The organism is Dactylosporangium sp. NPDC051087, from assembly GCF_055586325.1.
Genome location: NZ_JBVJIJ010000039.1, coordinates 75,840 through 93,232, shown reverse-complemented (window position 1 = coordinate 93,232; position 17,393 = coordinate 75,840). Strand labels below are relative to the sequence as shown.

Annotated in this window: 12 protein-coding genes; 4 read left to right on the top strand and 8 right to left on the bottom strand. The window is 71.4% G+C overall.

Translation table 11 applies throughout. From position 1 onward, the window contains the following. Positions 1 to 295 precede the first annotated feature (295 nt). From ACZ6TV_RS48130 to ACZ6TV_RS48115, 4 genes are all read right to left on the bottom strand, one after another. A complete protein-coding gene (locus ACZ6TV_RS48130) occupies positions 296 to 3,805 on the bottom strand; it encodes a non-ribosomal peptide synthetase (RefSeq protein WP_465307117.1) in 3,510 nt (1,169 codons plus the stop codon). 144 nt (positions 3,806 to 3,949) lie between these two features. Then, positions 3,950 to 5,263, bottom strand: a complete 1,314-nt coding sequence (locus ACZ6TV_RS48125; protein ID WP_465307115.1) for an aminotransferase-like domain-containing protein — start codon at positions 5,261 to 5,263, stop codon at positions 3,950 to 3,952. Continuing rightward, positions 5,242 to 6,582 carry an enoyl-CoA hydratase/isomerase family protein gene (locus ACZ6TV_RS48120; protein ID WP_465307113.1) on the bottom strand — a complete coding sequence of 447 codons (1,341 nt, stop codon included), beginning with the start codon at positions 6,580 to 6,582 and terminating at the stop codon, positions 5,242 to 5,244. Before ACZ6TV_RS48120 ends, ACZ6TV_RS48125 begins: the two co-directional genes overlap by 22 nt. A gap of 131 nt (positions 6,583 to 6,713) precedes the next feature. Further along, positions 6,714 to 7,142 (bottom strand): SgcJ/EcaC family oxidoreductase, encoded by a 429-nt coding sequence (locus tag ACZ6TV_RS48115; protein ID WP_465307123.1) that lies wholly within the window; start codon positions 7,140 to 7,142, stop codon positions 6,714 to 6,716. Between the two features lie 205 nt (positions 7,143 to 7,347). Between ACZ6TV_RS48115 and ACZ6TV_RS48110 the strand changes: the two genes are divergently transcribed. Next, positions 7,348 to 8,694, top strand: a complete 1,347-nt coding sequence (locus ACZ6TV_RS48110; protein WP_465307112.1) for an extracellular solute-binding protein — start codon at positions 7,348 to 7,350, stop codon at positions 8,692 to 8,694. A gap of 163 nt (positions 8,695 to 8,857) precedes the next feature. On the opposite strand, the gene ACZ6TV_RS48105 is transcribed toward ACZ6TV_RS48110, so the two are convergent. Continuing rightward, a complete protein-coding gene (locus ACZ6TV_RS48105) occupies positions 8,858 to 10,018 on the bottom strand; it encodes an epoxide hydrolase family protein (protein ID WP_465307110.1) in 1,161 nt (386 codons plus the stop codon). A 17-nt stretch (positions 10,019 to 10,035) separates the two neighbouring features. Further along, positions 10,036 to 11,418, bottom strand: coding sequence for an NAD(P)/FAD-dependent oxidoreductase (locus ACZ6TV_RS48100; protein WP_465307108.1), 1,383 nt, complete (start codon positions 11,416 to 11,418; stop codon positions 10,036 to 10,038). Between the two features lie 318 nt (positions 11,419 to 11,736). On the opposite strand from ACZ6TV_RS48100, the gene ACZ6TV_RS48095 reads away from it, so the two are divergent. Both ACZ6TV_RS48095 and ACZ6TV_RS48090 read left to right on the top strand, forming a co-directional pair. Next, entirely contained in the window at positions 11,737 to 12,552 is an 816-nt protein-coding gene (locus ACZ6TV_RS48095; RefSeq protein WP_465307106.1) for a helix-turn-helix domain-containing protein, read from the top strand. 473 nt (positions 12,553 to 13,025) lie between these two features. Continuing rightward, positions 13,026 to 13,892 carry a helix-turn-helix domain-containing protein gene (locus ACZ6TV_RS48090; protein WP_465307104.1) on the top strand — a complete coding sequence of 289 codons (867 nt, stop codon included), beginning with the start codon at positions 13,026 to 13,028 and terminating at the stop codon, positions 13,890 to 13,892. A 23-nt stretch (positions 13,893 to 13,915) separates the two neighbouring features. Here ACZ6TV_RS48090 and ACZ6TV_RS48085 read toward each other — a convergent pair whose 3' ends face one another. Together ACZ6TV_RS48085 and ACZ6TV_RS48080 are read right to left on the bottom strand one after the other, a co-directional pair. Then, positions 13,916 to 14,911: a DUF1702 family protein gene (locus ACZ6TV_RS48085; protein ID WP_465307102.1), complete on the bottom strand. Its 996-nt coding sequence runs from the start codon at positions 14,909 to 14,911 to the stop codon at positions 13,916 to 13,918. Between the two features lie 61 nt (positions 14,912 to 14,972). After that, the gene (locus ACZ6TV_RS48080) at positions 14,973 to 16,067 is read right to left on the bottom strand and encodes a carboxymuconolactone decarboxylase family protein (RefSeq protein WP_465307101.1); all 1,095 of its coding nucleotides are present in this window, start codon (positions 16,065 to 16,067) and stop codon (positions 14,973 to 14,975) included. 186 nt (positions 16,068 to 16,253) lie between these two features. Between ACZ6TV_RS48080 and ACZ6TV_RS48075 the strand changes: the two genes are divergently transcribed. Next, the gene (locus ACZ6TV_RS48075) at positions 16,254 to 17,069 is read left to right on the top strand and encodes a TIGR03084 family metal-binding protein (protein WP_465307099.1); all 816 of its coding nucleotides are present in this window, start codon (positions 16,254 to 16,256) and stop codon (positions 17,067 to 17,069) included. The last annotated feature ends 324 nt before the right edge of the window (positions 17,070 to 17,393 follow it).

Genomic DNA, 17,393 nt, shown 5'->3' with positions numbered 1-17,393 from the left:
CGCTCCTCCGTCTCAGCCTGCCGCTCAACAAGCTCAGGAACCATCGCCTCAGCACGCGCCACCACCTCATCCCCGGTCAAACCCGGCTCGGGCGGCGCGGACAGGTCGAGTTCGGCGGTGTTCTGGTTCGCGTTCATTGACCATCCATCTCTGGCTGCTGACGATCACGCCGATCAGGTTCGGGCGGGTCGGAGGCCAAGCCCCGGACATCACTGTCGTCCCGCCGCGCCGGGCACGGCCACTTCGCCGTTGCCTCGCGCGGGCGGCCGGACGGAGCACCGGCCGCGGCCACGGGTCAGCCCATCCCGGCGACAACGGACGCCAGCAGCGACCAGCCCATCGCCGCGTCGCGGTCCGGCGCCAGCAGCACGAGATCGGCGTCCGGCGCCGTCGCCCGCCACGTTCGCAGCAGCGTGTGGTCGCGGCTCACCACCCACTGCGGAGTGTGCGCCGGCGGGTGCGACGCACTCGGCGCGGACGGTTCGACCGCCAGCACTTTCGGCGCGACGCCGATCCGCTCACGCAACGCGCCGGCGAACCCGGCCGCCTTCGGCGCCAGCTCACCCCACGCCGCCAGCACGGTGGCGCCCGGAGCGTCGATCGTCGCCAGCCGTGCCGGCACGTCCTGCGGCTGCCCGTCGGAGATGTCGAGGATCGCCACCTTGAACCAGCGCTCGAACTCCGCCACCGCCTGCGCCGGCCAGGCCGGGTCCCCCTGCAGGAGCACCAGCGCGGACCGGTCGGGACGGCCGGACCAGCGCAGCGGCGGTGCGCCGGCGGCGAGCCGGTCCTGCCGGATCCGCTGTGCCAGCCCGGCAGCGGTGGACGCGGCCACGATGTCGCCCAGGCGAAGCTGGACGTCCAGTTCGCGACGTACGTGAGCGCGAAGCTTCCAGGCGAGCCGCAGGTCTCCCGCGAACTGGCCGTAGTCGTCATGGCGGCCGGCGTGCCCCTCGGCCACGAGCTGCCATGCCTCATGAACCCAGCGAGCTTCCTTGTCGCTCTCGGCACCGTTCTGCCGCGGCGGCTTGATGCGGGCCAGTGCGACCCGGTCGATCTTGCCGGTGCTGGTCAGTGGCATCGCGCTCAGCAGCGCGTACGAGGAGGGCACCATGTACGCCGGCAGCACCTGGCGGGCATGCGCCGAGACCCGGCTCACCAGGTCCTGGCCGGCACCTGGCTGTCGTGGCTGGAGGAACGCCACGATGCTTCTGCTGTCGCGGTCGTGACCGGCCACCACGGTCGCGGCGAACGCGACGTCCGGATGGCCGCTGAGGACGCTCTCGATCTCGTCCGGTTCGATGCGATGCCCGCGAATCTTGACCTGACGGTCGTTGCGTCCCCGCAGCTCCAGCCGGCCGTCGGCGCGCCACCGGGCCAGGTCACCCGTGCGGTAGAGCCGGCCCGCGCCGGCCGGGTCGGGCACGAACCGCTCGGCGGACTGCCCGGGCGCGCCGACATAACCCCGCGCCACACCGACGCCGCCGATGTGGAGCTCGCCGACCACACCGGGCGGCACGGGCGAACCCGCGGCATCGAGGATTCGCAGCCAGGCGCCGGGCAACGGACGGCCGACCGGCACGATCGACGCCTGCGGCTCTCGCGGCAGCCGTTCGCACACCGCGTACATCGAGGCCTCCGTGGGCCCGTAGGTGTGCCAGAACTCCTTCGTGCACGCGACCAGACGGCTGGCCAGTTCGGGCGGGACGACATCGCCGCCGCACGACACGACCATCCCCGGATCCCCCGGCCAACCCGTCGCGAACAAGATGCGCCACGTCATCGGCGTGGCCTGCATGACATCGGGCCGGTACCGGGCCAGCGCGGCCTGCAGCTGCGTTCCGCTGCGCGCCTGGGCGCCGGTCGCCAGGATCGTCCGTCCGCCGCTGGTCAGCGCGAGGAAGAGCTCCAGCATCGCGATGTCGAAGGAGATCGTGGTCACCGCGAACAGCGACCGGTCCGGCTGGAAGCGCAGCAGCTCCCGGGTGGCGACCAGGCAGTTGGCCAGGCCGCGATGGGTCACCGCGACGCCTTTCGGACGGCCGGTGGACCCGGACGTGTACAGCACGTACGCCAGCGCGTCCGGGTGCGGCGGCCGGTCGGTCGGCGCCGGGTCGGCCGCCAGCAGGTCTGGCAGCGACACCGGCGGCACGCCGAGCGCCGTCACCCGATCGGCCGGCAGGGCACCGTCGGTGATCACCGCACCGCATCCGCTGCTGCTGACGATGTACGACAGGCGCTCGACGGGATGGCCCGGATCCATGGGCACGGCAGCCAGGCCCGCGCGGGCGACTCCGAGCAGGATCGCGGGCAGCTCCACCTGACGGGCCACGAGAATGCCGATCCGTGACTCGGCCGGGAGCTGCAGCGCCCGCAGCGCGGCTGCTATCCGGCTCGCCGCGTCGTCCAGGTCCGAGTAGGTGCGCACAGCGTCGGCCATCACCACCGCTGTCCGTTCGGGCGTATCGCGGATCCAACGACCGACCAACTCGACAAGCGTGTCCTCACCGCTCACGCCCGAGGTCGGCGCCTCCCACCTCGCCAGCCGCGTCCGGTCGGCCGGGTGGATCACGTCGAGCTCGCCGATCGTCGCGGCTGGGGACTGGACGATCCCGTGCAGCACGGTCGAGTAGCTGCGCCCCATCCGTTCGAGGGTCTGCTCGTCGAACAGCCCGGCCGCCCCTCGCCACGCCCCGGCGACGCCGTCGTCGCCGACGGCGACGTCGAGCTCGAGCTCGTACGGTGAGTGCGCCACCGCGAGATCGATGTCGCGCGTCACCATGCCGGCCCAGGTGGTGGGCGGTTCGGCTGCGGTACTGCACCGGAAGCCGACCTGGACCTCGACCCCGGCGTGCCGTTCAGGTCGCAACGCCCGCGACAGCAGCTCATGCAGCACCTCGGGATGCTCGACCGGCTGCGTCGCGATGCTGTGCTCGGACCGGACCACGTCGGCGACGGCGGTGTGTGCGCTGAGGGCGTGTCGAAGGAGCTGGACGTCTTCGGGCGCGACGCCGGTGTCGCCGGTCCGGGTGTACCTCGGTGAGCCGATCAGGATGTCCCGCTCGCCGGTCTCGTGGAAGAGCAGGACGCGCAAGGCACACCGCAGGACCGTGGCCACGGAGACGCCCATGCGCTCGGCACACCGGTGCAGCAGCGTGGTGTGGTTTTCGTCCAACGACCATGCCGTCGTGATCGACCGGCCATGGGTGCGGCCCCGGCCACGGCCGGTGGGCCACGCGATCGCCTGCTGTGCCCCGGGCGCGGCACCGAGGACACGGTCACGGCTGTCCGGCTCGATCGCGGACGTGCCGCCCGGCGGACCGGCGGCCGCGGATCCGTACCGCTCACCGAGCTCCTCGATCAGCCGCGAGGCCACGCGACGGCCGCCCACCGCGGCGTGGACGGTCAGCGCCACCAGTGTCCTGCCGTCCTCCACCGGATACACGCCCACCCTGATCGCAGGTCGCTCGTCCAGGTCGAAACGACGGCTCGCGTCGGCCGCGGCCACCGTGAGCGCGGCGGCCAGCGGTTGTGGAGCACCGGCGATCAGCTCCACCGGTGTTCCATCGCTCGCGACCAGCAGCGGCTCTCCGTCGACGTCACGGAAGTGCCGGCGCAGCGGGGCGTGGCGACGCTGGAGGTGTGCGCATGCCGCAGCCACCTCGGCAGGGACGACGTCACCGGTCACCAGGACCGCCCGGCAGTGTTGCAGCCCGCCGGCCCAGAAGGCCGTCTGCTCGGCCAGGTACAACGCGAGCTGGTCGGCCGTCGGCCGCCGCTTCGACGATGAGATGTCGTCGGTCACTGCTCCTCCTTCGCATGCGCGCCGGTCGCCGCCGCCGGCTGTCGTTGCCGGCCTCGGCGCCTGTGTCGCGATCGGCCCCGCAACCGGGTGATCAGAGTGGCCGCACCAGCGGCGGGTCGGCGCCGGGCCCGATCGGCATGTCCGCTACAACGCGTCGACAAAGTCGGCCAACCGGGCGGTGCCCTTGACGATCTCCTCGTGTTCGAGGGAGGAACACGACAACCGGATCCGGCGCTCGCCGCCCCCGTCGAGATGGAAGCCGCGCATCGGGGTCCAGAGCACGCCGAACGTCTCCGCGGCGTGCCGCAACAGCGCCTCATCGGCCTCGACCGGGAGCTCGGCCTGCACGAAGTAGCCGCCTTCGGACGCCCACCAGCGGACCCCGGCGCCCGCCCGGCCGGGTTCGCCGAAGTGGTGGACGAGCCGTTCGAGGAGGACGGCCCGGTTGCCGCGCAGATGCGCCGCCTTGCGCCGGCCGAGCTCGGCGATGGAGCCTCCATGCCGGATGAGCAGGCCGCCGATCAGCGCCTGGGCCAGCGGGGACGTGTTCAGGGTGACCGCGTTCTTGGCGGCAGCGATCATGGCGGCCAATCGCACCGGCGGGCCGGAGCGCGACTTGACCCATTGGTCCGCCACCACGTACCCCACCCGGGCACCAGGTACCGCGACCTTCGCGAAGGTGCCGGTGTGCACCACCCGGCCCTCGCGATCGAGCGCCTTGAGACTGGGCAGGCGGTCGTCCGGAGCGGCCGTGAACGCATACGGATTGTCCTCGATCAGCATGAGGTCGAGGTCCGAGGCGGTCGCCAGCAGACGCTGCCGGGCGGCAAGTGAGAGCCGGCTGCCTGACGGGTTCGCGAAATCAGGGGAAACGTACAGCGCCCGGAGACGCCGGCCCGCCGCCCGCTCCCGCTCCGAAGTCGCGCGGAGGGCCGCCAGGTCGGGGCCGGTGCCATCGTCCGGCACCGGGCGAACCGCTATGTCCAGGGAATCGGCCGCCGCGACCACGCCGACATACGACGGATCAGGGACCGCCAGGCTGGCACCCGGTGGGTGCAGCACGCGCAGGGTGAGGAACAGCGCCTCCTGGCAACCGACCGTCATGACGAGCGCGTCAGGCGGGACGTCGATGCCTTCGTCGGCCCGCAGCGCGGCGGCGACCAGGTCGTTGATGATTCCCTTGCTCGGACCGTACTGAAACAGGTGCCGGCGCACCGCTTCCTCGCTGAAGCCGGCGGCGCGCCGGGCCTCGACGAAGGTGTCCAGCAGCGGACCGACCGCGATGTCGGCGAAGAACGGCTCGTACGGGGCGCCCGGCGCGAACGAGATCGCGTCGGGGAACTCGGCCACGATCTCGTTCAGCATGGTCATCGCGGCGACCTGCCGGCTCGACACGCTGCGGTGCAGGTCATCGGCGTGCAGGTGTGCCCCGGCGGTCAGCGTTGTCGTCGCATCCACTGCTGCTCCAACCGATGCAGGACGTCCTGGCTGTACAGCCGCTGTACTTGAACTTCCGCGAACTCGGCGAGATAGCTCCGGAAGTGATCCTCGGTTTCCTCGAAAGAGGTGATCATGTGCCGGTTGGCTGTCACGGCCGGGTTGTCCATCGCGCGGACCGCCTGGTCGATGGCGTCATCGACGGCGTCCTCCGCCACGATGGCGTCGCACAGCAGCGCCGCGGCCGGATCGCCGGCGGCTATCCGCCTGCCGCCCAGGAGAACCTGCCGAGCCAGCCGCGGACCCAGGACGCGGCTGAGCCTGAGATTGGACGCGCCGGGCACGATGCCCTCCCGTGCCGCCGGCAACGTGAAGTAGGCCGTGTCCGAGCTGATCACATGGTCGAACATCAGCATCAGCTGCATGCCGCCGCCGATGGCGAACCCGTCGACCACCGCGATCCACGGCTTGCCGCCCCGGGCGGCCGGATCGGTCTCGTGCCGGGGATCCCACAGGCCGCGCTGGATCTTGCTCAAGTAGCCGATCTCACGCTGCATGACGAAGCCCAGAAAGGGGATCTGCCCGGCGCACAGGAGGGTCAGGTTGATGCCCGAGCTGAAGATCCGCCGGCCGGAGTATCTCGGATGCTCCATCACGGCGCCCCGCACGATGCCCACGCGGACTGCCGGATCCAGCAGGGCCAGGTCGACAGCGACCTCCAACTGCCGCCCGAGGGGCTCGTCCTCCGCGTTGAGATAGCGCTGGTTGGCGACCGTTATCTCGGCCACCCCGTCCGTACGCCGCACCGACACCACGGACATCTCGACCGCGCCGGTCCGTTGGAACTGCGGCAGCCGGGCGCGGGCCTCGCCGGTCGGCAGCCGCTGCGAGCGCACGAGGTCGCCGCCCGCACAGGATCTGAGCAGCGCGGAGTACGCGATGCCCTGGTCGATCTCCAGGCCTTCCTTGGCGGCCTGACGGCGGCCGCGTTCCGCTTCCATCTCCGCCCGGTCCGGCGTCAAGCCCGGGACGACATCGGCCAGCGCGTACGACATGTCGGTCAAGGACCGCCGCTGTGGGCTCTGTCCGGCGACCTCCCGGTGCAGCCGGTCCGACTGGGCATGCAGCAGCTGACGCCTCGCGGCTCGCGCGTGGGCGTGCGCCGCGGCGGCCCGGGCCTGCTGGCCGGGGTTGCGGTCGGCGGGTGGGGGCAGGGTCGCCAACAGGTCGGCCACGCGCGCGGCGGCATCCGTGACCTCGGTCCGCAGGCGGTCCCGCGTGAGGGTGGAGGGTGACGTCACGCCGGCTCGTGGCAACTCTGAACGCTCGCTCGCTGTCACGCCGCCTCCGTCCAAGATCACTAGAAGAGTCCGTTCACCGGGGCGGAACCGAAAGGCGCCACGAGATCTGGTGCGTCACCCCACTGCACCGCGACCGGCGCGGGTACGAACGCCGGTCGCCGCGCGGCAGGTCAGGCAGCCCGGTCCCGCGGGCAGTTCTGGTACACCGCCAACTGCCACCGGGACTCGCGCTTGACGAGAATCCAGGAAGCCCTGATGGCCGCCCGGTCCGACAGTTCGGTTTCACCAGGCGCCAGCACGCCCCCGGTGGTGATCAGCGCCACGGCGCCATCTGCCAGCACCTTCACGTCAATGGGCGATCCGACGACGCGCGTGCCCTGATAGGGCCCGGCGTAGGCCGCCGCCATGAACTCCCGGATCTGGTCGCGGCCCTTCTGGTAGACGCCCGGAAGGATCAGCGTCCCGTCCTGCGTGAACAGGTCGGCAAAGGTATCGGCGTCGTGCTCGGCCCAGGCCGCGACCATGCGCGCGGGCAAAGCCGTGATCGCTGCCTGATCGGTGCTGGAAATCGCCGATGCGGTGGACGTTTTCGCCGGCATGCTCATCTCTCGCTCTCGTCGATGGGAGTGGCCAACGTTCATCCATGACGATCACAGGACATGCCGAGGGGCACATCTTGCGGAGTGCTGCCGTCGGATTCCTGGGCGGTCGGGGTGTGGGGTGAGCAAATCGGGAGTCGTTGCCGGGGTTGCGGTTCCGTGAGAGTGGATCCGTTGATGTCGGGGTTGATGACGGAGGACTCTCATGGCAGCTGTACCACCGAAGATCGAGATCAATGTGTGGTTGACGGATCCGACGAAGTGGGCGACGAGGGCGGAGGACGTCGGCCTGTCAGCGGCCGCCGCGTTCAACGCGGCGCATCCCGAGTATCACGTCGAGGTCACCCGGTTCGACTTCCGGATGATGCCGGCGGAGGTGGCCCGGGCCGTCCAGCAGGGCGGGCTGCCCGACGTCGTGGAGTACCACGACGCCGTCACCCGGCTCGCGCTGGACATGCTCGGCCCCGACGGGTCACCGCTGTACACCCCGATCGACCGGGCCATCGCGGGACGCACCGAGATCCTCGGCGAACCCGTCGTCCTGGACGACCTGGTGCCCACCGTGCGGGAGTACTACCGCTACGCCGGTGAACTGCAGTCCATGCCCCGCACCGCCTCCACCATGGTCCTCTACGCCAACCTCGACCTCCTGGCGAAAGCCGGCGTGACCCAGCCGCCACGCACCTGGCGCGAAGTGATCGCAGCCTGCCAAGCACTCAAGAAACTGCCCGACGGCCCCGCCCACGGCATCACCTGGCCGAACTTCTACTGGCCCTTCCTGCAAGCCGCCGCACAACAGGGCGCCCTCATCGCCGACCACGACAACGGCCGGTCCGGCCGACCCGAACACACCTACCTCGACTCGAAAGCAATGATGGCCTACGTCACCTGGTGGAAACACCTCCACCAAGACGGGCACTACCTGTACACCGGCACACCCGGAGATTTCCCAGGCTGCTTCACCGCCTTCGAGAACCAACAGGTCGCCATCATGCTCAGCTCCTCCGTCGACGCATCCCACATGCTCCAGCGCGGCCAACAACACGGATTCACCGTCGGCGTCGGCCCACTACCCCACAACGACGACGTCCCACTCGCCGGCACCGTCCTCGGCGGCATGTCGCTCTGGCTCACCGCCGGCCTCGAACCCACCAAACAAGACGGCGCACTCGCCTTCATCCAGCACCTCAACAACCCCCACAACACCGCCGAATGGGCCAAACAGCACTACCGCATCCCCATCACCCGACCCGCCGCCGAGCTCCTCAACCACGACACCTGGTACCACCACCACCCCCACCTCCGCGTCGCCGGCGACCAACTCGAGGCAGCCAACTGCACCCCCGCCGCGCTCGGACCCCTCCTCGGCGGACACGCCGAAATCATGAACGAACTCACCGACGCCATGCACGACGTCCTCACCACCACCACCAACCCCACCACCCGGTTCCACCAAGCCAACACCCAGGCACACAACATCATCACCGCCTACAACAACCACTGCGACGGACCACCCCGCCGCAGCCCCGACCTCATCGCCGTCAGCACCTGAACACGGCGCCGGAACCCCGCCGGGTGCCGTACCGGATCCCGACGATCGCGGTACGGCACCCGGCGAGTCGTGTCCGTGGTCCGTCGCGCGGTCCCTCAGCCACAAAAACACCCGCGCGGGTCCGGTGAGGACCCGCGCGGGTCGCGACGCACCCGGCGTGAGGTCAGCGCGCGAGCGAGCGGGCGAACTTGCGGATGTCGCCGACCAGCGACTGGGGCTGTTCCAGGGCCGCGAAGTGGCCGCCCCGGTCGAACTCGGTCCAGTGGCTGAGCGTCGGCAGGATCTGTTCGGCGAACCGGCGCACCGGCCGCACCGCGTCCTTGGGGAACGACGCGACGCCCACCGGCATCGTCAGCGGCCACGGCCCTGCCCAGGTCCGGACGAAGTCGGCGTCCAGGTGGCTGGACTCGTAGTACAGCTGGGCGCTGGACCCGGCCGTCGCCGTCAGCCAGTAGATGGAGACCGCCGTGAGGATGTGGTCGCGGCTCACCGCGTCCTCCGGCACCTTCGCCGAGTCGGTCCATTCCTTGTACTTCTCGGCGATCCAGGCCAGCTGCCCGACCGGCGAGTCGGTGAGCGCGTAGGACAGCGTCTGCGGCCGGGTGGACTGGATCCGCTGCCAGCCGGTCCCGTCCTGCATGAAGTGGCCGGTGAACTGCAGGCGGGCGAGGTCGGCCTCGTCCAGGCCGGCCATCGCCGCGGGGTCCGGCGGCGGGAACGTCACGCACATGTTGAGGTGGACGCCGACGACGTGCTCGGGATCGGCCAGGCCCAGCCGCAGCGAGATCGGCATGCCCCAGTCGCCGCCCTGCACCGCGTACCGGTCGTAGCCCAGGCGGCTCATCAGTTCCTTCCACGCGCCGGCGACCCGGCCCGTGTCCCAGCCCACCTGCCCGGTCGGGCCCGAGAACGCGTACCCGGGAATCGACGGGATCACCAGGTGGAAGGCGTCGGCGGGGTCACCGCCGTGCGCGACGGGATCGGTGAGCGGCTCGATGACGTCCAGGAACTCGGCCACGGTGCCCGGCCACCCGTGGGTCAGGATCAGCGGCAGCGCGCCCTCCACGGCCGAGCGGACGTGCAGGAAGTGCACGTTCACGCCGTCGATCTCGGTGACGAACTGCGGGTACGCGTTCAGGCGCGCCTCGGCCGCCCGCCAGTCGTAGCTGTCGCGCCAGTGCTCGGCCAGCTCCTTGAGATATTCCAGCGGCACACCACGATCCCAGCCCACGCCCGGAATCTCGTCCGGCCAGCGCGTGTGGTCGATCCGCCGGCGCAGATCGTCGAGATCCGCCTGCGGAATGTCGATGCGGGATGGACGCATCTCACAACCTCTCTGTGTCAGTCGCGAGCCGCTTGCAGCGGCGCGGGGGCGGATACCTGGCTCCCCCGGGTGCGGGAGTGCCGCAACGTCCGGAAGACCTTGCCAGGGCGGAGCAGCGCCGCCGGCTCGTCGATGAGGCCGGCGACCCTCATGAACGCCTCGGTGAGGCTCGGGTCGTGGACCGCGGCCCGCTGGAGCCGCGCGACGTAGGCGTTGATCATGCGAACCTTGGGGGTCCGGTCGCCCTCCACGCCCGCGTACCCGAGGTCCGCGATCGCCGCGAAGTCCCACGGCGAGTCGATCTGGCGGGCGATCTCCCGGAAGAACTCCTGCGGCGCCGGCACCGGGTCCTTGCGGATCTGCTCGGCCAGGATGCGGGACTCGATGGCCGCGACCGCCATGCCCTGGGCGTAGACGGGGTTGAAGCTGCACACCGCGTCGCCGAGGACCAGCAGCCCCCGCGGGAACCGGGTCAGCCGCTCGTAGCGGCGCCGGACGCTGGCCGGGAAGCGGAACATGACCGCGTCGTCGACCGGCTCGGCCTCGCGGATCGACTCGTAGATCTCCGGCACCGGCAGCGACCGGACGAACGCGAGGAAGCCCTCGGGGTCGGTCGGCGGGTGATCGCCGAGCACGCCGGTGAGCGACAGCTCGACGAGGCCGTCCTCGCCCGGCAGCCGGTAGTAGAAGGCGCCACGCGGATGCGAGGGGGTCGCCGCCGCGATGATGGCGATGTCGCTGCCGAAGGGATCGCGCGGCACCCGGTAGTGGCGAGTGGTGTAGGCCAGGTCGACCTTCACCTTGTCCTCGGCGGGGCGGGAGTAGCCGAGCTCCTCGAGCCAGGCAGGGGTGCGTGACCCCCGGCCGGTGGTGTCGACCACCAGGTCGGCGTGCAGGACCTCGACGGCCGCGTCACGGTCGCGCCGCTGCACGCGTGCGCCGGTGACCCGGGCCGCGTCGGGCGTCGTCTCCAGCCCGATGATGTCGTGCTGCTCGAGGAACCGGATGCGGCCCACCTTCTGCACCCGGCTGCGGACGATCCGCTCGATGACCGGCCGGGTGCAGGGGACGGAGAGCAGTCCGGTCTGTGCCGGGCTGAGCAGCATGCCGTTGAAGTACCAGCGGATGTCGCCGCTGAAGTCACCCGGCCGGATACCGGCCGCCTCCATGTCGGTCAGCAGGCCGGGGAACTGCCGCTCCAGGATCTGCTGCCCGCGGGCGACCAGACCGTGGGCGTGGCGGCCGTGCGGGACGCCGCGCCGGGGGCCCTCCACTCCCGCCAGTTCGTCGCGGTCCACCACGAGAACCTCGGGGTACACCTCGGCGAGCACGTTGGCGGCGAGCAGGCCGGCCAGGCTGCCGCCGAGTACCACAGCGCGAGGTACGAGCTGTTCAGGCATCGCGATCTCCTCCTCCGCGGGCCAAGAGCCCTGGCGGCGCCAGGGTCGAAGCCAGCATCGGGTGACCACGGCGGGCCGGGCACCTTCCGCTGTGCTCCGCGGAAGGCCGCGGCGGCGGCCGGGCGCTCCGGGGCCCTCATCTCGGAAATCGCGTTCCGCCGGGGGCACCGGCGGCGGTCTTCCGATCCTTTTTCACGGCCCGGACCAGCGGACTCTAGTGAGCCTTGACCGCGACTGCCTCCCAGCCCCACCGCCACTGAAGTTCATCAATGCAAGGTGCTAACCGATCGTGTCAGTCCGCGCACGGAGGGTCCCCACGTGAACAGTGCTGTCGAGAATGCAATAGCGCGTATCTGGGCGGACTACAGCGAGCCGCTGTCGCTCAATGAGATCGCCAAGAGCGCCATTCTCAGCCGTTTCCACTTCTCGAGGGTGTTCCGCGACGCCACCTGGGTCTCACCCGGCAGGTACCTCTCGGCGGTGCGCATCTACCAGGCGAAACGCCTGCTCGCCACCACCGAACGGAGCGTCACGGACATCTCCCTGGCGGTCGGCTACAACAGCCTCGGCTCGTTCACCAACCACTTCACCGACAGCGTGGGAACCTCACCCAGCCGATTCCGGCGCATGTGGGTGGACGGCCTGCGCGGGGCGGCACAGCCGACGACCCGGCCGCCCGCCGAACACGGCACCGTCACCGGCACCGTCGCCGTGCCGGCCGAGTACGCCACCGCCAAGGTCTTCATCGGCGCCTTTCCGACGCCCATCATCCAGCGCCGACCGGCGTCGCGGGCCGTCATCCGGGTGGACGCCGGCGGGGCGGCCACGTACCACCTGCCGGAGGTCACCCCCGGGACGTGGTACATCCGGGCGGTCGCGACCGCGGACAGCGTCGATCCGGAGCCGTGGACCCGGCGCTCCCTGCTGCTGAGCGACGTGCAGCTGGTAACCGTGACGGACGGCTCCACCAGCGTGGCGAGCGTCGCCCTGCGCCCCCGGCGGATCACCGACCTGCCCGTGCTCTACGCGGCCGCCGACCTGGAGCTGCGGAGCCTGGACCGGCCCGCGCCGTTCGAGCCGCACCGCCAGGCCCGGTCGAACGTCATCGTCGCGGCGGCGCCCCGGATGACGTAGTACGACCGGCACCCAACAAATGCCGTTTTTCACAAATGCCGTTGACGCGGTCGTGCCAATCACCGTTCAAATGGATTCCCACACAGTGATAACCGTCCATCGGGCGAGATGCCAGGTGGACGGCCACGGATACCGTTACGCGGTGCCGTATTCGACCGCCTCGACGGCCAACCCGGGGGCGTTGTCGTCACTCATTGTAGACCGCGACCAGCGACAACCCCGTCTACGCATCGGTAGCCGTTGATGTCCGGAGCGTAGTCGGCTAACATCGTTCCCAGGACTGACACAATCACAAAACACTTGGGGCTGCGGGGCCTCAGGTGCTCACGGCGGACTGATCAGCTCCGGCAATGATGACGAAACAATAATACCGGCGGTCCGTTGGCACGGATTCGCCGGCGATCCGTTGTTGGCCGGTGCCGGGCGGCATCGGCCTTCGAGGCGTCGATTATCTCACTGGAGAGCGAGCGGGGATGGACGACGACGTCAACAGAGAGGCCGTCGGACGCGTCATCGAGGCGATGCAGGAAAACCTCGGCGAGCAGCTCACCGTCGACCGGATGGCGCGCATGGCGTTGTTCAGCAAATTCCACTTCACCCGGGTGTTCCAGCGGATCACCGGGATCTCACCCGGGCGCTTCATGTCGGCGTTGCGGCTGCAGCGCGCCAAGCAGCTCCTCATTTCCACCTCGCTGAGCGTGACCGAGATCAGCCACGAGGTGGGTTACTCCAGCGTGGGCACCTTCAGCAGCAGGTTCAGCAGCAGCGTCGGCATCCCGCCGAGCACGTACCGGCAGCTCGGTGGCTTCGCGCCCGACCTGCCCGATCTCGCGGACGCGCACCGGCCGGCACCCGGCACCGCGACGGCGAAGGTGCACGGCAACATCTCCGCACCGGGCGCGGGCACCGTCTTCATCGGTGTGTTCCCGGACCGGATCCCGCGCGGGCGGCCGGCCCGGTGCGTGACGCTGCCCGGACCCGGCCGGTACAGCCTGGAGCGGGTTCCCCCGGGCAGCTGGTTCCTGTTCGGTCACCACGCCGCGCAGCACCCCCTCGTCCACACCGGGCAGCAGGCCTGGGACCCGATCGCCCATCAGGCCGTGTCGCGGCTCGCCCGCCCCGGCGGGTGGGGCACCGGCGACCGGGTGCCGGGCCCGCCGCGGGGCGAGCGGCCGGCCTGCGTCCCCGGGCCGACCGCGTCGCTGGGCACCTACGGTCCGATCAGGGTCCGGCCCGACATGGTGGTCCAGGCCGACCTCACCCTGCGTCCGATGAGCAAGTTCGACCCGCCGGTGCTCCTCGCGCTGCTCGACGGGCGGTCCCGGTACCGCGCCGACTGAGCCGGCCCCCGCGCGGGCGACCGTCACCGCGCGTCGTGCGCGGACGACGCCGCGACGGCGGCGCGGATCCGCCCGCGCCACAACTCATATGCGGGCTCGCCGCCCGGGTCCCGCTCCCCCACGGCCACGTCGTCGGCGAGCGCGGCGGCCTTGTCGACGGTGAGGCCGGCCAGTGCGGCGACCGCGGTCTCGGTGTGCGACGGCACGCTGCCCGAGTAGTGGCGCGCCTTGGCGGCGAACACCGCGCCCTGCGCCACCTCCGTCCTGTGTGGACCGGCGAGGCGCCGCAGCGCGTCGAGGTCGGCCGGGGTGCAGCCGCCGGCGAACGTCGCCGCCAGCCCCACCCCGCTCCACAGGTCGGCCTGCCGCTGGGCGGCGAAGCGTTCGACGGCCGTCGCCACGTCGCGCACCTGCGCGCCGTGGATGAACCACAGCGCCCGGCCGATACCCTGGTCCACCGCCCGATGGAAGTAGTCGGACCGGCCCTGGAACGGGTAGGGGTCCGGGATCCGCTGCTCGTCCACCCAGCGTCCGGTGTGGAAGTACGCCAGGTCGAAGCCGTAGCCGTCGACCGCGAGCCAGCTCATCGTCGGGTGGTACGGCGTGCCGGTGAGGTCGGGGACGATCCGCTTCCACAGCGGCCGTGGCAGCTTCGCCATCGCGAACCCGATGCCGATGTAGGCCAGGAAGATGTGCGGCTGACCCGGGCCGAGCAGCAGGTCGCGGGTACGGTGACCGCGACCTCCCCGCATCGCGTCCAGGACGGTGAACGCCATCGTGGCGCCCTCGTAGGCGAACCCCCGCAGCGCCGGCTCGACCAGGCCGAGGCGCCGCTCCACCTCCCACTGGTCGCGGGCGTCGATCCCCCACTCGAAGCCGCAGACCACCGACTGCGGGATCGCCTCGAGCCGGGCCGCCGACGGCGACGACCGCCCGGGGAAGCCGCGCCGCTCGAACGTCACCTCGCGGAGCGAGGGCGTCAACACCAGCCGGCGCAACGATCCGAGAGTGGTGGGCACGGCGACCTCCCCTGTACGACGACATTGACAGATCGATGCTCTTACACGCTCTGGGCCCGGGCTACTCCGAACGTGCACTGTTGCCGTCGCCCGCCCGGCCGGCGTCCAGCAGCCGTGCGCCGATCTGCCGCGCGGCGGCGTAGCTGGCCCACGTGACGACCTCGACCAGCGCGGCGTCGCCCGGCTGCCGGGCCCGGAACTCGGCGACCACGCCCTCGTCGACCTGGTAGGACGCGAACGCCGTCAGCAGCGCGAGCCGGCCGGCGGCCCGGTCCGCCCCGGGCAGGTCCGCGACCAGCCGCTCACACCACTCCCGGCTCAGCCCGGGGTCCTCGCCCCGCCAGGCCGACAGGCGCTCGCCGACCAGGTGCCGCACGGTCGGCGACAGCGCGCGCAGCCCGACGTCGTCCAGCGCCGCGTACGAGCGCGCCACCGCGTCGGCCAGGACCGGGGCCCCCAGCGCCCACGCCGCGTCCTGCGGCAGTTCGGCGTCGCCCAGCAGCGCCAGCGACCGCCCCGGCTCGTGCGTCTCGCGCAGCAGCGGGCCCAGGATCCGGCTCACCCCGTGCTTGAACCGGCGCCGGTTGCCCGGCCCGAGACCACGCGGCACCAGGAAGCCCGGCAGGAACACGTTCACCACCCGGGTCAGGTAGTGGAACGTGACCGCCACGCCGACCAGCTCCGGCCGTTCCGGCGCGGTGAAGGGCGGCCGGCGGACGACCGGCTCGTCCGGCCGGTGCGCGACCCGCGCCCAGCCGGCCACGGCACGCAGCCCCGGATCGGCGACCTCGTCCGCGCGGTCGGCGACGATCGCCTCCGCGTCCCGCTCGGAGGACAGGTCGTACAGGCCGATGCTGTGCATGTCGGCGCAGTACGGGCAGGTGTTGGCCACGGACACCGCCGCCGCGACGGCCTCCTTGCGGGCCCGGTCGACCCGGCCGGTCACGTGCAGCGTCTCGCGCATGAGCAGCCAGTAGGCGGCCAGCGACGGCGGCGACGGCGACTGCGCGAGGACCGGCGGGACCACCATCCGCATGTCGCCGGCGACCTGGCCGTAGACGTCCGCGACGAGACCGGTGGCGGCCGTGGGCGGCACGGCGGCGACGTACCGGACCTGCCGCCGGAGCACGGAGGAGACGACCCGTTGGACAGCCATGACCGCCAGTATCGGCGCGGCCACGGGCGGACGAACCTTCGGAAATGCGCACCGGCCGGCCGGCGGCTCCCGCACGGGCGGAGAAGACGCCCGGCCCGGCCCGGCCGTGCTATGGAGACCGCGCCCGGTGAACGCCCATTCCTTGTCGCGGTTCCCCGTTGCGCGGACTAGCCAGAGAGGACAGGCATGTTCCCTGACCACGAACGCGTCATCTCCGCCCTGACCGCCGACGGCGACGACCTCGACCGGCTGGTGGCGAATCTGACGCCGCAGCAGTGGGCGCTCGCCACGCCGGCCGAGGGATGGACGATCGCGCATCAGATCGCCCACCTCGCGGCGACGTTCCACCTCGCCGGGACCGCGGCGTCCGACCCGGAGGGCTTCGCCGCGATGGCCGCGACGCTCACCCCGGACTTCAACGCCAACGTCGACGGCGCCCTGCAACGCTTCCTCGACACCTCGCCCGCCGCCATGCTGGACCGCTGGCACGCCGTGCGCGCCGCCACCGAGAAGGCCCTCGCCGCCGCACCCCCGGACCAGCCGGTGCCCTGGCTGGTCCGGCCGCTGCCGCCGGGCGTGCTCGCCGCCGCCGGCATGATGGAGCTGTTCGGGCACGGCCAGGACATCGCCGACGCGCTCGGCGTGCACCGCACCCACACCGACCGGATCCGGATCCTGGTGGCGTTCGCGGTCCGGGTCTGGGACTTCGGCTACCTGGCCCGCGACCTCACCCCGCCGGACGTGGAGCTCGGCTTCGACCTCACCGCACCCTCGGGCGCGCAGTGGCAGTTCGGCCCCGCCGACGCGGCACAACGCGTCACCGGCCCCGCGGTCGACTTCTGCCTCCTGGTGACCCGCCGCCGGCACCGCGCCGACCTCGCCCTGACCGCGACCGGACCGGACGCCGAGTCCTGGCTGGACATCGCACAGGCGTACCGCGGACCGGCCGGTGCGGGCCGCCGGCCGGGCCAGTTCGACCACCTCAGGGCCGCCACCGGCTGACCCCGCCCAGATCGGTACCTCCGCCCGCGGGCCGGGCGCGCCGGATGTGCGCCGGCGCCGGCCGGTGCGGGCCGGCGGTCCGGTGCGGATGTGCCCGCGCCGCCGTCGCCGAACCCGTCGCAGGAGTGTGAAGGCACTTCTGAAGATGCGCCTGCCTGCGGGCGGATAGGAAACTTCAGTATGCGATCGGTCGACTTCTATGGGTAACCTTCCGGATGCTGGCGGGGGCCCCCTTCGGGGCGAGGCTTTCTTTTTCCCCTTTTTTTTCCCCCCCCCCCTTTCCGTTTCTCCCCCCCCCCCCCCCCTCCCCCCCCCCACCCCAAC